14 protein-coding genes are annotated in these 14,022 nt (G+C 66.6%); 6 read left to right on the top strand and 8 right to left on the bottom strand.

The genetic code is table 11. The features are described 5' to 3' along the window. Positions 1–15: 15 nt before the first annotated feature. The 4 genes from P7L68_RS05785 to P7L68_RS05770 all read right to left on the bottom strand — a co-directional run bounded on the left by P7L68_RS05785 (position 16) and on the right by P7L68_RS05770 (position 3,152). Entirely contained in the window at positions 16–540 is a 525-nt protein-coding gene (locus tag P7L68_RS05785; RefSeq protein WP_372003375.1) for an acyl-CoA thioesterase, read from the bottom strand. 123 nt (positions 541–663) lie between these two features. Then, positions 664–1,254, bottom strand: a complete 591-nt coding sequence (locus tag P7L68_RS05780) for an ActR/PrrA/RegA family redox response regulator transcription factor (RefSeq protein ID WP_372003372.1) — start codon at positions 1,252–1,254, stop codon at positions 664–666. Positions 1,255–1,305: 51 nt separating this feature from the next. Continuing rightward, positions 1,306–2,655 (bottom strand): ActS/PrrB/RegB family redox-sensitive histidine kinase, encoded by a 1,350-nt coding sequence (locus tag P7L68_RS05775; RefSeq protein WP_372003369.1) that lies wholly within the window; start codon positions 2,653–2,655, stop codon positions 1,306–1,308. Continuing rightward, positions 2,652–3,152: a class I SAM-dependent methyltransferase gene (locus P7L68_RS05770; RefSeq protein WP_372003366.1), complete on the bottom strand. Its 501-nt coding sequence runs from the start codon at positions 3,150–3,152 to the stop codon at positions 2,652–2,654. The genes P7L68_RS05775 and P7L68_RS05770 overlap by 4 nt, the downstream gene beginning before the upstream one ends. A gap of 169 nt (positions 3,153–3,321) precedes the next feature. On the opposite strand from P7L68_RS05770, the gene P7L68_RS05765 reads away from it, so the two are divergent. The 4 genes from P7L68_RS05765 (at position 3,322) to P7L68_RS05750 (ending at position 7,395) form a co-directional block, all read left to right on the top strand. Continuing rightward, positions 3,322–4,074, top strand: a complete 753-nt coding sequence (locus tag P7L68_RS05765; RefSeq protein WP_372003363.1) for an ABC transporter ATP-binding protein — start codon at positions 3,322–3,324, stop codon at positions 4,072–4,074. Beyond that, entirely contained in the window at positions 4,071–4,946 is an 876-nt protein-coding gene (locus P7L68_RS05760) for an ABC transporter permease (RefSeq protein WP_372003361.1), read from the top strand. The genes P7L68_RS05765 and P7L68_RS05760 overlap by 4 nt, the downstream gene beginning before the upstream one ends. A 209-nt stretch (positions 4,947–5,155) precedes the next feature. Then, a complete protein-coding gene (locus P7L68_RS05755) occupies positions 5,156–6,211 on the top strand; it encodes an ABC transporter substrate-binding protein (protein ID WP_372003358.1) in 1,056 nt (351 codons plus the stop codon). A gap of 113 nt (positions 6,212–6,324) precedes the next feature. Beyond that, positions 6,325–7,395, top strand: a complete 1,071-nt coding sequence (locus P7L68_RS05750) for an ABC transporter ATP-binding protein (RefSeq protein ID WP_372003356.1) — start codon at positions 6,325–6,327, stop codon at positions 7,393–7,395. Positions 7,396–7,424: 29 nt separating this feature from the next. Here the strand turns inward: P7L68_RS05750 and P7L68_RS05745 are convergent, their stop codons facing one another. Continuing rightward, positions 7,425–8,657 carry an IS110 family transposase gene (locus P7L68_RS05745; protein WP_372000016.1) on the bottom strand — a complete coding sequence of 411 codons (1,233 nt, stop codon included), beginning with the start codon at positions 8,655–8,657 and terminating at the stop codon, positions 7,425–7,427. Positions 8,658–8,839: 182 nt separating this feature from the next. Here P7L68_RS05745 and P7L68_RS05740 point away from each other — a divergent pair, with 182 nt between their 5' ends. Then, positions 8,840–10,030: an ABC transporter permease gene (locus tag P7L68_RS05740; protein WP_372003353.1), complete on the top strand. Its 1,191-nt coding sequence runs from the start codon at positions 8,840–8,842 to the stop codon at positions 10,028–10,030. A 6-nt stretch (positions 10,031–10,036) separates the two neighbouring features. Then, a complete protein-coding gene (locus P7L68_RS05735; RefSeq protein WP_372003350.1) occupies positions 10,037–10,822 on the top strand; it encodes an ABC transporter permease in 786 nt (261 codons plus the stop codon). A gap of 61 nt (positions 10,823–10,883) precedes the next feature. Here P7L68_RS05735 and P7L68_RS05730 read toward each other — a convergent pair whose 3' ends face one another. From P7L68_RS05730 to P7L68_RS05720, 3 genes are all read right to left on the bottom strand, one after another. Then, entirely contained in the window at positions 10,884–11,564 is a 681-nt protein-coding gene (locus tag P7L68_RS05730) for a TenA family transcriptional regulator (RefSeq protein ID WP_372003347.1), read from the bottom strand. 109 nt (positions 11,565–11,673) lie between these two features. Then, a complete protein-coding gene (locus P7L68_RS05725; protein ID WP_372003344.1) occupies positions 11,674–12,366 on the bottom strand; it encodes a Sua5/YciO/YrdC/YwlC family protein in 693 nt (230 codons plus the stop codon). A gap of 5 nt (positions 12,367–12,371) precedes the next feature. Next, the gene (locus P7L68_RS05720) at positions 12,372–13,577 is read right to left on the bottom strand and encodes a hypothetical protein (protein ID WP_372003341.1); all 1,206 of its coding nucleotides are present in this window, start codon (positions 13,575–13,577) and stop codon (positions 12,372–12,374) included. Positions 13,578–14,022: the final 445 nt, after the last annotated feature.

Here is a 14,022-nt window from a genome sequence, read left to right as displayed (position 1 = left end):
CGGCTGTCCCGTCCGTCACCCCACGGCGGGCTCACGGGTCGCATATCGCTCAAGTGCCCGGCGCAGATCTGCGGGCACTTCTGCTGGTCGCCGGGTGTCGCGATCGATGGCGACGCAGATGCTGTCGCTGTCGGCGATCAGCACGCCGCCGGCATAGAGCGCCTGCGGGATGGCAATCGAACTGCGGCCGATGCGCTGAACCCCGGTCGCGATCATCACCAGCCCCGGATAGCGCAGCTCGGCCTTGTAGCCGATCCGAAGCTCCGCCTGGACCATCACCGTGGGCGCGTCCTGATCATAGCGGGTGGCGAGACCGCAGAGATCGAACAGCCGGGTGCGGCCCAGTTCCAGCCAGCGGGCATATACCGCGTTGTTGACATGCCCCAGCATATCCGTCTCGCCGAAACGGATGCGCTCGGGGATCCAGAGTCGGAAGCGACCGGCACCGGGACCGATGGCCGCCGGATCGGTCGGCGGCGGCACGGTATCGATCAGCAGGTCGTCGGCGGTATAGGGCGGCAGGGTCTCGGACGTGGTCATGGCGTTGGCGGCCTTCGGGGCAGGTCGGCGACAAATTCGCGCCGGAATTGATCCATGCCCCAAAGATTATCGCTTGCCGATCCGGGCGACCAGCCCACATCACCTGTCAGGCAGAACCGGGCGTTATTGAGGCGAACGCTTTGCCAGGATGCGCTGCAGGGTCCGGCGATGCATGTTCAGCCGACGTGCCGTTTCGGAGACATTGCGGTCGCACTGCTCGAACACCCGCTGGATATGCTCCCACCGCACGCGATCAGCCGACATCGGATGCTCGGGGGGCGGCGGCAGAACCCCCGACCGGGACAGCAGTGCCCGCTCCAGATCATCCGGATCGGCAGGCTTGGCCAGATAGTCGAGTGCACCGGCTTTCACCGCCGCCACCGCGGTCGCGATGTTGCCGTAGCCGGTCAGCATCACGATCCGGGCGTCCTCGCGCCGTTCCCGCAGGGCAGGCACCAGATCCAGGCCGCTGCCGTCGTCCAGCCGCATGTCGAGCACGGCAAAGGCGGGCCGCAGGCTGGTGAGCAGGTCGCGCGCCTCGGCGACGGAGCCGGCCGCATGGACGTCGAAACCGCGGCGCTCCATCGCCCGGGCCAGGCGCTGCCGGAAAGGCGCGTCGTCATCCAGGATCATCAGCACACGATCTTCGGGAGCTGCGGCAGCGAGGTCGATCAGATCGGCATCTTCCGCATCGACATGTGGCGGCGTGGACATCGGACGGCATTTCCTCTTGCGATACGGATCCGCAGCAGGGGCAGGCTGCATTCAGAACGACACCGGCCGGGCGGCACCCTTGCCGCCACCCGCCAGGGCGGAACGCGACCAGCGCAGGCTGACCACGGCTCCGCCTTCGGGCCGGTTGGCGAAACGGACATCGGCGCCGGTGCGGGCCAGCAGGGTCTTGGCGATGAACACGCCGAGCCCCATGCGCCCCGCCTCGCGGCGGGTGGACATGTAGGGCTCGCCGATCCAGGGCAGCAGATCCGCCGGGAATCCCGGGCCGTCGTCACGCACCTCGATCGTGATATAGCGCGGATCCCAGCCAAGCCAAAGCGTTACCCGGCCGACGGCAAACTGAGAGGCATTCTCCACCAGATTGCCCAGGCCATGGAGCAGTTCGGGGACCGGCGCCGCATCCGGCATCTGCGCACGGTCGGATCCGGGGTCGATCTCGACCACGATCTCGGGTCCGGAACTACGCCGATAGGGGGCCGCAGCACTCTCCAGAAGCTCCGGCAGGCCCAGGCGCTTGAAGGCGGGGCTTGCCTGTTCCGGCGCCCGCGCCAGCCGGGCCAGGATCTCGCGGCAGCGGGCACTTTCCGAGACCAACAGCGCCAGATCCTCTGCCTGCGGGCTGCCGGGCCCCAGATCGCGCTCCAGTTCGCGGGCGACGATGGCGATGGTGCCGAGCGGCGTGCCGAGTTCATGGGCCGCCGCCGCCGCAAGCGCCCCCACTGCCGAGAGCTGCTGTTCCCGCGACAGTGCGATCTGGGTCGCAGAGAGCGCATCCGACATCCGCCGGGCCTCGGCCGCGACCCGGGCGGCATAGACGGTCAGGAACAGCAGGCTGAGAACCAGCGCCGCCCAGACCCCGGCAACATAGAGCGGCGGCAGGGCAAGCGGCCCGCCCTCACCGTCCCAGGGCAAGGGATGGTGCCAGACCGCGAGCAGGGTCACCGCGATCAGCGACATGCCGGCCAGCACGACGGTGGAGCGTACCGACAAGACGGTCGCGCTGATCGTGGCCGGGGCCAGCACCAGCACCGAAAAGGGATTGGCCAGACCGCCGGTGAGCTGGAGCAGCACCGCCAGCTGACAGACGTCGAAGGCCAGAAACAGCGCCGCTTGGCCGTCGGTCAGCCGGGCATTGGCCGGCCGCGCCAGAGTGGTGGCGAGATTGAGCAGGGCCGAGGCACCGACGGCGGCCACGCATTCCAGCAACGGCAGCGGGAAACGCAGCCCCTGCGAGACCAGCATGATTGCCGCCAGCTGCCCGGCGATCGCCAGCCAGCGGATGGTGACCAGTGTATGCGCACGCACACGCCCGCCATCGGGAGAGCCCATGCCCGGCGGCAGGGCGGCAGCCGGCGGGAGAGTGGGGCCGGCCGCACTCATGTCGGCACCCCGATCCTGAGGTAGAGGTGATAGCGGCCAGGCGCCACCCCCTCGGGAAGGTCGATCGGCCGAAGCCTCGGATCATAGAGCGGCTGATCGGCCGCCACCACCGCACCCGGCACCAGCAGCTCCGGCAGCACCGCCGCCACCCGGGCGGCATTCCGTGCCGTCGCTTCGGCATCGCCGCTGCCGATATCGGCATGGGCAAGGACAGCAGCTGCCGGAATGCGCCCTGCCGCCTGCGGCAGGGTATCGGCCAGATCACCCAGGATCAGATGCGCGTCGTCGGGGATGCAGTCGGGATGGGCGGCGACCTTGCGCTCGAAAACGAAGATCTCCCGGTCCGGCAGGATGCTGCGCAGATGGTCGTAGGTACGGCCATTGCCGAGCCCCAGCTCCAGCACCGGTCCGTCGAGATCGCGGATGATCTCTGCGGCACGATCGAGGCAGGCACGCTGGGCGGTCAGGCGGCGAATGAAACTGTCGAGACGGCTCACGGATGGCTCCAGTTGAGGCGGATGGTGCCCGGGTCGCCCGGCCGTCGCGCTTGACCCCCGGCCGGCACCGGACCACCTTCGATCGGACAGCCTGCGGGCCCGAAAGGGCTCCGACCCTCTGTTGAGCCCCCACCCTCTGTTGAGCCTGCACCGGCCGAACGGCGTATCCATGACCGAGATCGTCCTTGCCGTCGAGCACCTGCGCAAGACCTACGGCACCGTCGAGGCGGTCGCCGGTCTCGATTTTACCGTCCGGCGTGGCGAAACCGTTGCACTTCTCGGCGGAAACGGCGCCGGAAAGACCACGGCCATGTCGATGATCCTGGGTGTGGTGACCCCCACTGCCGGCCGGATCCGGCTGTTCGGCGAGGACATGACCCGTGATCGCAAGCACGCCCTGCCGCGGATGAACTTCTCATCGCCCTATGTCGACCTGCCTCACCGGCTGACCGTGCGCCAGAATCTCGATGTCTATGCCCGGCTCTACGGCATCGCTCATCCGGCACGGCGGGTGCGCGAGATCTCGGCCGCCTTCGATCTCGATGCCCTGCTCGATCGCCCTACAGGGCGGCTCTCGGCCGGGCAGAAGACCCGGGTCTCGCTCGCCAAGGCCATGCTCAACCGGCCCGAACTTCTGTTGCTGGACGAGCCCACCGCTTCGCTCGATCCCGATACCGGCGACCGGCTGCGCGGGCTGCTGGAACGCTTCCGTGAGCTGTCGGGCGCGGCCATCCTGCTCGCCTCGCACAATATGGGCGAGGTGGAACGGCTGGCCCATCGGGTTCTGATGATGCGCACCGGTCGGGTGGTCGATGATGGCACGCCTGCAGAGCTGCTGACCCGTTATGGCCGTGCCAGCCTGGAAGACGTCTTCCTCGACGTCGCGCGGTCGCCCGACCCGGAGCCTGTGGAGGGGGTATGAACCACGAACGGATGATGCCGCCCACCGCCGCGATGGAAGCGGCGTTGAGCGAGGCGCCCGAGCGGGTCACCGGCACCGCCGCTTCCCTACAGCGCATCCAGGCGCTGGTACTGCGCCATCTCCGCCTGCTGTTCGGTTCCTGGGCCCGGCTGGTCGAGATCGTCTACTGGCCGACGATGCAGATGCTGCTCTGGGGGTTCATCACCCTCTTCCTGACCGAACGCACCGACTGGCTGGCTCAGGCAGCCGGCACCCTGCTCTCGGGGCTGCTGCTCTGGGAGGTGCTCTACCGCTCGCAACTGGGCGTCAACCTCGCCCTGCTCGAAGAAATCTGGGCCCGCAACCTCGCCACCCTCTTCGTCAGTCCGCTCCGGCCCTGGGAGATGATCGCCGCCATGCTGACGGTCGCCGGCATCCGGGTTGCGATTGGCACCGGGGCAGCGGCGGCGCTGGCTTGGCCGCTCTACCATTACGACATTTTCACCCTCGGCTGGCCATTGCTGCCCTTCCTGGCGGCGTTGATGATCATGGGCTGGTCGATCGGGCTGATGGTGGCCAGCCTGCTGCTCCGCGTCGGGCTCGGTGCCGAGGGGCTGGCCTGGGCGGCAATCTTCGTACTTCAGCCGGTCTCGGGCATCTACTACCCGATCGAGGTGCTGCCCGACTGGTTGCAGCCCGTCGCCTGGATCCTGCCCTCGGCGCATATCTTCGAAGGAATGCGTCAGGTGCTGATCGACGGCGCCGTCCCCTGGCGCCATCTGGCCTGGGCCTTCGCCCTCGACGCCGTGCTGGTGGTGATGGCGGCAGTGGCCTTCACCCGGGCAACCCGTGCTGCCCGCCGCGACGGCCGCCTGCTCGCCTCCGGAGAGTGATCCGGCGGCCCCCGCCCCCTCTGCATACCGCTGCGACAGGACGTCCGCTTGTCGACACGCCATCAAAAGGTGTTGCGGAGCGCCGGAAAAGATGCAGCAATTATGACGCTCGGGCTGCGCTCACAGTCGTCGCAACGACGTTGGGGATTTTGGCGTGAGGACATCCTGAGAAGGGGGCAAGTTCAGGGAAGCCAGGGGAGGCTGTTCCTATGAAGACTGTATTCCGGAACATCGGGGCCGGTGGCGTATTTCTGGCGGGCATCTGTGTCGCCGCAAGTCAACCGGCACTCGCCCGGGATCTGACCGTGGTTTCCTGGGGGGGAAACTATCAGGACGCACAGCGCGAGATTTATTTCAAGCCGTTTGCCGCCAAGACCGGCAAGCCGTTGCTGGATGAATCGTGGGATGGCGGCTATGGCGTGCTGCAGGCCAAGGTGAAGGCCGGCGCACCCAACTGGGACGTGGTTCAGGTCGAGGCCGAGGAACTGGCACTGGGTTGCGCCGACGGTCTTTACGAGACCATCGACTGGGCGAAGCTCGGCGGCAAGGACAAGTTCCTGGCCCAGTCGGGCAGTGATTGCGGCGTGGGTGCCATTGTCTGGACCACCGCTATCGCCTATGACGGCGCGAAGCTCGCCGACGGTCCCAAGAGCTGGGCCGATTTCTGGAACGTGGAGAAGTTCCCCGGCAAGCGGGGCCTGCGCAAGGGCGCCAAATACACGCTCGAATTCGCCCTGCTCGCCGACGGCGTGTCGAAGGACGAGGTCTATGACGTGCTCGGCACGCCCGAAGGGGTGGATCGCGCCTTCAAGAAGCTGGATGAACTCTCGCCCAACCTGATCTGGTGGGAAGCCGGCGCCCAGCCGCTGCAGCTGCTCGCCTCGGGCGAGGTGGCGATGACGACGGCCTATAACGGCCGCATCACCGCCATCAACAAGGCCGAAGGCAAGCAGTTCAAGGTGGTCTGGCCGGGCAGCATCTATGCGATCGACAGCTGGGTGGTGCTGAAAGGCGCCGAGAATGCAGCAGCCGGGCAGGAGTTCATCGCCTTCGCAAGCGCGCCTGAGAACATGATCAAGCTGCCGGCAACCATCGCCTATGGTCTGCCGAACAAGGAAGCGGCCGGCATGGTCGATCCGAAATATGCGGCAGACCTGCCGACGGCACCCGCCAACATCACGGATGCCATCCCGCTCGACGTCGATTTCTGGATCGACAATTCCGAGGAACTGACCCGGCGCTTCAACGCCTGGCTGGCGCGCTGAGCCCGCGACCGGCGCGAGGGGCGGGTGGCGACACCCGCCCGGCGCGGCATCGTTCCCCCCGCACGATCGTTCGCCCGCCTCCGCGCCGACCCGGCCAGAGCTGGAGGACGCTGTTGGAAAACGTTCGCATCCGCTTCGACGGCATCAGCAAGTCGTACGGGGCCCTGAAAGTCGTCAACGACCTGACCCTCGATATTGCCGAGGGAGAATTCGTCAGCCTGCTCGGGCCATCCGGCTCGGGCAAAACCACCCTGCTCATGATGCTGGCAGGCTTCGAACATCCCACGGCGGGCACTATCCTGCTCGACGGCCAGCCGATCAATGACCTGCCGCCGCATCGCCGCAATATGGGCGTGGTGTTCCAGAGCTATGCGCTGTTCCCCCATATGACCGTGGGCGAGAACATCGCCTTTCCGCTGCAGATGCGCGGCACCGGCCGCGCCGAGATCGCGGAGCGGGTGGCGCGGGTGCTCGACATGGTCCAGCTCTCGGCGCTGGCTGATCGCAGACCGTCTCAGCTTTCCGGGGGCCAGCAGCAGCGGGTGGCCCTTGCCCGCGCGCTCGTCTTCGAACCCCGGGTCGTGCTGATGGACGAACCGCTGGGCGCGCTCGACAAGCAGCTGCGCGAACAGATGCAGCTCGACATCCGAGCCCTGCACAACCGGCTGGGTTTGACGATCGTCTTCGTCACCCATGACCAGTCCGAAGCACTTACGATGTCCGATCGGATCGCGGTGTTCAATCACGGCCGGATCGAACAGATCGGCTCCCCACGCGAAATCTACGACGAACCCCGCACCCGCTTCGTGGCCGAGTTCATCGGCGAGACCAATCTCGCCGAGGGCCGGGTTGAAGACAGCGCGGGAGCCGAGGCGCGGATCGTCCTCGCCGCCGGCGGCCATGTCATTGCCGCGGTCGCCGAACCCGTCGCCCCTGGTCAGGAGGTTCTGCTGTCGATCCGTCCCGAACGGATCGAGCTGGTGGAGCGCCCGGGCGGCACCGGCAACAGCCTGGCGGCCCGGATCGCCGACTGTATCTATCAGGGCGATCATCTGAGGGTTCAACTCGATGACGGCGCCCATGGCTTCACGGTCCGGCTCGATCGCAAATCCCGAGAATGGGCGCCCGGAACCGAAGTCTTCGCCGAATTCCGCCCGGCCGACTGCCGGGTCATCGCCCCATGAGATACCGTCACGCTGAGCAAGCGCTTTTTTCAGTCGGCGAGCTTTGGCACGAAGGGTTTTCGAGCCTTGGCGACGGCGTAGACGGCGACGAGGAGTTTTCGCATGGCGGCGACGAGGGCGAGCTTTGGTGGCTTTCCCTGTGCGCGCAGTCGGTCGTAGAAGGCTTTGAGCCACGGGTTTCGGCGGACAGCGGTGAGGGTTGGCATCCACAAGGCGGTGCGCAGGCGCGCGTTGCCGATCGGGGTGATGCCGGCGCGGGTGGGGCGGCGCTTTCCGGAGTGGCGCAGGGCTGGGATGACGCCGACGTAGGCTGCCAGGGCTGCGGGGCTGTCGAAGCGGGCCGGATCGCCGAGTTCGGCGATGAGGCGTGCTGCGGTGCTGGGACCGATTCCGTCGATGGAGGTCAGCAGCGAGCCGACCTCGTGCTCGTCGAGCAGACGGGTGATGTCGTCGTCACGGTCGGCCAAGCGGCGGCGCCACAGATCGAGATCCTGACAGATGTCGCGGACCTGGACGCGGTAGGCGGGGCCGTGGTGCTGGCCGACCGAGCGCTTGGCCGCGGCGATGATCTGGTCGGCCAGTTCGCTTCCGACGGCGTGGCGGCCATCGTAGCGCAGCTTGGCGAGCCGGCGTGGCGTGGCTTTGGCGACGGCCTCGGCGGTGGGGTATTCCGCCAGGATGGCGGTGGCCAGCATGCTGTCGAGCGTGCGGACATAGCGTCGGAATTCCGGGAAGCCGAGATCGACCAGCCGGCGGAGCTGGCGGACGCGGTCGTCGAAATCCTGGCGCAGCCGGTCGCGGTGGCGAACCAGTTCGCGCAGCTCCTCGCTGGCCCGGCTGCCCAGCCGGGTCGGGGAGGGGCGCTTTTCCCGCCCGAAGCGGGCCAGGCCGAGGGCGTCGATGGCGTCGGTCTTGGTGCGCTCCAGGCTCTCGCCCTGGAAGCGGTGGGTGCGCAGCGGGTTGATCAGGGCGACCTCGTAGCCCTTGGCCGCCAGCACGGCGAACAGGTTCTTCCAGTAATGCCCGGTCGCCTCCATGACCACCAGCGCCTCACCCGGCGGGGCCAGCGCGGCCAGCAACGCGCCGTGCCCGGCCGCGTCTTCGGTGAACGGCTTGGGTTTGGCCAGGACCGTGCCGTCCGCATCAAGGATGGCGAAGACATGGGTTTCCGACGCGATGTCGATGCCGACGAATTGCATGGCGCCTCCCGTGCGGATGAGCCGGAAGCCTCGGAGCCGGTGCTCGTGCCCCTGCTTGTCCATGCGCGGATGACCGCCCCGATCGGGGCGGTCATCCGCCCCCTCGCCACGACACCGCCGGATACCGTTCGGGCAAAAAGCACCGGGCGAGGGCGCCAATCTCATGCACGAAGATCATCCTTCGAGCGCAACGCGGCGACCCTCTCCCGGCTATCAGGCCAAACATCCTACCAGGAGACGGCCCGATGAGTGGAATTCATACAAGCGGCGGCGGGTCGAAGGGCGCCGCAGCACTGCTGCTGGCGCCGCTGCTGCTTTTCCTGGGTGTCTTCTTCCTCTGGCCACTGGCCACGATGATGTCACAGGCGGTGTCGGATCCGGCGGTGCTGCGCATTCTGCCCCGCACCGCCGAGGTCGCCGCCGACTGGGACCGTCAGTCGCCGCCGACGCCCGAGATGAAAGCGGCCATCGTCGAAGATCTGAAGGCGGCGACCGACACCCAGGCGGTGGGCGACATGGTCCGCCGGCTGAACAGCGCCCAGTCCGGCTTCCGCACCCTGATGTCGAAGACCATCCGGGCCATCGAGGATGGCGACATGCCGGCCGACCTGGCCGAGGTCGACCGCCGATGGGATCAACCCCGCTACTGGCAGGCGATCGCCGGCGCACTCTCCCCCTATACCGATCGCCACCTGCTCGCCGCTGTCGATCTGAAGCGCGACGCCGCGGGCGAGGTGGTGTCGATGGCCGACGAGGCCTCGGCCAACCGGGTGATCATGCTGCGCACTTTCTGGATTGCGGCCCTGGTTACCATCGCCTGCGCCCTGATCGGCTTTCCCTATGCCATGCTGATCGCGGCGGCCGAGGGCTGGAAACGCAACCTGCTGCTCGCCGCCGTACTGCTGCCGCTCTGGACGTCTCTGCTGGTGCGGACCGCGGCCTGGTTCGTGATCCTGCAGGAAAAGGGGCTGATCAACGAAGTTCTGCTCGGTCTGGGCATTGTCGGCGCACCGGTGCCGATGATCTTCAACCGTCTGGGCGTGGTCATTGCAATGACCCATGTCCTGCTGCCCTTCATGGTGCTGCCGATCTACAGCGTGCTGATCGCCATTCCCAAAAATCTGGTTCCGGCCGCAGCCTCTCTGGGGGCCAACCCGCTCCGGGCCTTCCTGCGCGTGGTGTTCCCGCTCGCCTTCCGCGGCCTCGCCTCGGGCGCGCTGCTCGTGTTCATGACGGCCATCGGCTACTACATCACCCCGGCCCTGATCGGCGGCCCGGGCGACCAGATGATCAGCTCGGTCATCGCCTTCTATGCCACCGGCTCGGCCAATTGGGGCATGGCCGGCGCACTCGGCCTGGTGCTGCTGGTGGTCACCCTGCTGCTCTATGCGGTCTATGGCCGGCTCTCGGCCGATCCTGCCACGGGAAGGAGCTGACAGCCCATGCCCAAGGCGTTCAAGCTGCTCTATGCCCTTGCGGTGGTGATCTTTCTGGTGGCACCGCTGGTCGCGATCCTGCCGCTCGCCTTCACCTCCAGCGTCTTCCTGACCTATCCGATCCCGGAATTCTCCGCCCGCTGGTTCGAAGAACTTGCGACGGCCGCGGTCTGGCAGCGCTCCATCATCAACAGCCTGATCATCGGCACGGGGGCGACCCTGCTGGCCACGGTGCTCGGTACCGCCGCGTCGCTCGGTCTGCGCAACAGGCGCCTGCCCTTCGCCGGCATCGCCCGGACGCTGTTCCTGTTGCCCATGGTCGTGCCCGCAGTGGTACTGGGTGTGGGCATGCAGGTTCTGTTCGTCCGGTTGGGCATCGCCAGCAGCTATCTGGGCGTCATCGTCGCCCATGCGGTGGTGGCGATCCCCTTCGTGGTGGTCAGCGTCACCGGTGCGCTCGCCGGTATCGACCGGCGGGTCGAACTCGCCGCCCTCAGTCTGGGCGCATCGCCGGTCACCGTCTTCCGGCGGGTGACCCTGCCGCTGGCCATGCCAGGGGTCGCATCTGGTGCGGTGCTGGCCTTTGCCACATCTCTCGACGAAGTGGTCCTCACCCTGTTCGTGGCCGGGCCCAATCAGCGCACTCTCGCCCGTCAGATGTTCTCGACCATCCGTGAGAACATCAGCCCGGCGATAGCCGCCGCGGCCTTCGTCTTCATCGTCGGCACGATCCTGGTCGCTCTGGCCATGGCGGCGATGAAACGGCGGGGCAGAACCCCGGCGGCATCCTGACGACCCGGCATCCGCCGCGGCGGCCTCCCCCGACGCCGCCGCGGCGGAACCCGGCCCGGTCTCAGCCGGTGATGAGGCCGTAGTAGAAGTCGTGGAGCTTGGTCCACATCTTCGATCCGGTCTCGACCACCTGCCGGCCGCGCCATTCAAAATTCGGCGCCTCGTGGGCGTATTTCACGATCAGATCCTTGGCGTGCGACGAATGCTCGATATCGGCTTCGCCATGGACGGTGAACCATTCGAGCGCGTGATCATCCAGCTGAAAGCCGGATTTGAGCGCCCGATACATCTTCATGGCGCTTTCCGAAGTCTGGCTTTCATTCACATAGATCGCCAGGATGCCGTAGACGAAGTGATTGTTCCGGCAGTGACCGACCAGATAGGTCACGAAATCCCAGACTTCCGGCGCCGCCGGCGTTTCCCGGATCTCGGCTTCGGTGGCCCCGAGGGCCAGCGCGAAGCGCTTCATCAGATTGTAATGGCTGTCCGACCCGTCGGCGATCGCGGTTTCTTCCGCAATCAGCTGCTCCATTTCAAAGGCGCGGACGTCCTCGTGCCAGCTGTTGGCGTGAATGCCGCTGTAGCAGCTGTTCTGCAGATAGACCTGATGGTACTTCTGGATCGCCCAGCGCTTCATCTGGTCGCGCGTCACCCGGCCCGCCTCGATCTCCTTCACGAAGGAGTGGCGTGAATACTTGTTGGCCTGGATGATCCGGTCGAACTCCTCGAAATATTCCGACATGCGTCATCGTCCTTCCGAAAGCCCGCCGCGGGCGGGCCGACTTGTCCATGTCCCTGGAAACTGCATCCCGTGTCGACGTCGCACTACCGACATCAGAGGCCGGCCGACCTCAGAGACCGGTTCGCGATCTGAAGGCGTCGAGGCTGGCCGCGATGTATTCGTGGTTCACGCCCTTGCGACGGAAGGTGAAGTTGGTCAGGTTGACGATGCTGGTCGCCAGTTTCTGGTCGTTGAGATACTTGGCATCACCTTTCTCGTGCCAAAAGTCCACGCCCTCCAGAACCTGCGGCTGGACGTCGGCAAACGTGTAGCGATTGCCCGTGGATGAGATGTTGCCCGAAGATCCGACCAGCAGGACATCCTCGGCCAGCGCCTTCTCGACCAGCCGCTCGATGAATGCGCCGGTCCGAATGAAGGTCGCGACCGTGCCGTTCTCGCTACACTGCCGACGGACATAAGGCGTCAGCTTTGCAAACAGCCGGCTTTCGGGATTGAGCCGGTTGATCACCGCCAGCGTCGTCATCTCGGATACCTCGGCAATCCAGTCCAGCAGCCGGGGATCCTCCATGATCACCAGATCGCGCAGCACATCGATGCTGCCGATGGTGATGCAGGGATTGGTCAGCGGCCGGCCCTTCACCTCGTACATCCGGCGGATAGAGCGTTCGGTATGGCCGATCAGCCCATAGCCGATATTGGCTTTGAGCAAGGTCAGGCCGCCGCCGCGGATGACCCCCAACACATGTTCCACCTCGGCATCGTCGACGACCTCGTCATCGGGTACGCCAAGTGCTACTTCCATCGTCCTCATGCCCCCTGACTGACGTGGACGACAGGGCCTGCCAGCGCATCGTCGGTCGACAACCGGCGGTGGAGCGCGACCAGTTCGGCCGTGTCGTTAAACCGTTCCGGATCGGCGCTGCGCATCACCGCCTGATAGACGGCCTCCAGCCCTGCCGGCTCCAGATTGATTCCGGCCTCGGTCAGCCGGGCGCGCAGCACCGCACGCCCCGAATGGCGACCGATCAGGATCCGCCGCTCACGGCCGAAATCCGCCGGGTCGAGATATTCGTAGGTGATCGGGTGGTTGAGCAGCCCGTGCTGATGCAGCCCCGCCGCCGTACCGAAGACGTAATCGCCGAGCAGCGCCTTGTTACGCCCCAGATCGACGGAGAGCCTTTCGGCGATTGCCATGCCGGTGCGGACCAGGGCCGCAAGATCGATCGCATGGTCCAGTCGGACGTGATCGGGGCGATAGCGGATCGCGGTCGCTACCTCCTCGATCGGTACCAGACCGGCCCGCTCCCCCAAACCGCCAATGGCGCCCAACACCCCATCCGCACCGGCGGCAAGCCCGGCCAACGCATTCGCGGTGGCAAGGCCCAGATCGTCGGCCGGCGCCACGATCACCGGGATCGTCGGGCCGGTGATCGCCCGCAGCATGCCGAGCGTGGCCGCCGTCTCGGCCGGCAGCATCCGGCCGGTGGTATCGGCAAGGATCAGCCCCCGGGCGCCAGCGGCAAGGGCGGCATGAACCAGACTCCGCAGCATTTCGGGCGCGGCTGCAGCAATCGCCGCAAGCTCTACCCAGACGGGTGCCCGGGGCGCCAGACGGATGATTGCGCCGGTCAGCAGCGCCACCGGATCCCCCCCCTCTGCCAGACGCGGGTCCGTGCCGCATTCCAGCACGACCTCGACAGGAGGCCCACTTTCGGTCGGTCCGGTGCGGCCCAGCAGATCCGCCAGAACCGGCGCATCGGCCAGCGCGGTGCAGACCATGCGGGCCACCTGCCGGCAACGTCCACGACTGGCCTCCAGCAGGGCCAGATCCGCAGGCCGGGCCGCCGGATAACCGATCAGCGCCGCATCAATGCCCAGATCGTCGAGAGCGAGCAGGATATCCAGCCGCTTCGCCGTCGGTGCCGTCGCACCGCGGCCGTCGGCAAGAGAAGCGTCAACCAGTCTGGCTGTCCGAAACCCGCTGGCCGCGACGGTCGGAAGATCGTGATGCATCGGACATGCTCCCTTTGAAGGAACAGGTCGCGTGCCATCAGGGTTGATCCTCAAACCGGACCGCAGGCAATGGCTCACCCACTGCGCGTGGCGGCGACCTGCCGCTGCGCGCTTCACATCCGGTCTGCGTCTTCACGCCGGCAGATCAGTACCCGCCGGCCCCCCGTTCGCGACTGCCCCACTTCGCAGACAAAGCCGGCTTGCCCGCCGCATCGCCTGCGCCACTTGCCCTGGTTCCGCCACCAGCCGCCGTCCCTTCCGGCGCGATCTCGCCCGGCTTTGTGCCGGTGCAATGCCGCTGGCGATCGTTCCCACCGATGACTATCCTGACGGATTATCTACCATCAGTTGGAAGACCCTAAAACATCGCTATCTAACCGGCAACCCGTTTTCTCAACCTTTGCGAGCAATTTGTCTGCGTAAGTATCATATAACGAGACATTCC

It is taken from the genome of Tistrella mobilis (genome assembly GCF_041468085.1).
In the GTDB taxonomy this organism is placed as follows: Bacteria; Pseudomonadota; Alphaproteobacteria; order Tistrellales; family Tistrellaceae; genus Tistrella; species Tistrella mobilis_A.
Note: the sequence above shows the minus strand (reverse complement) of the source record. Positions and strands in the feature narration are given on the sequence as shown.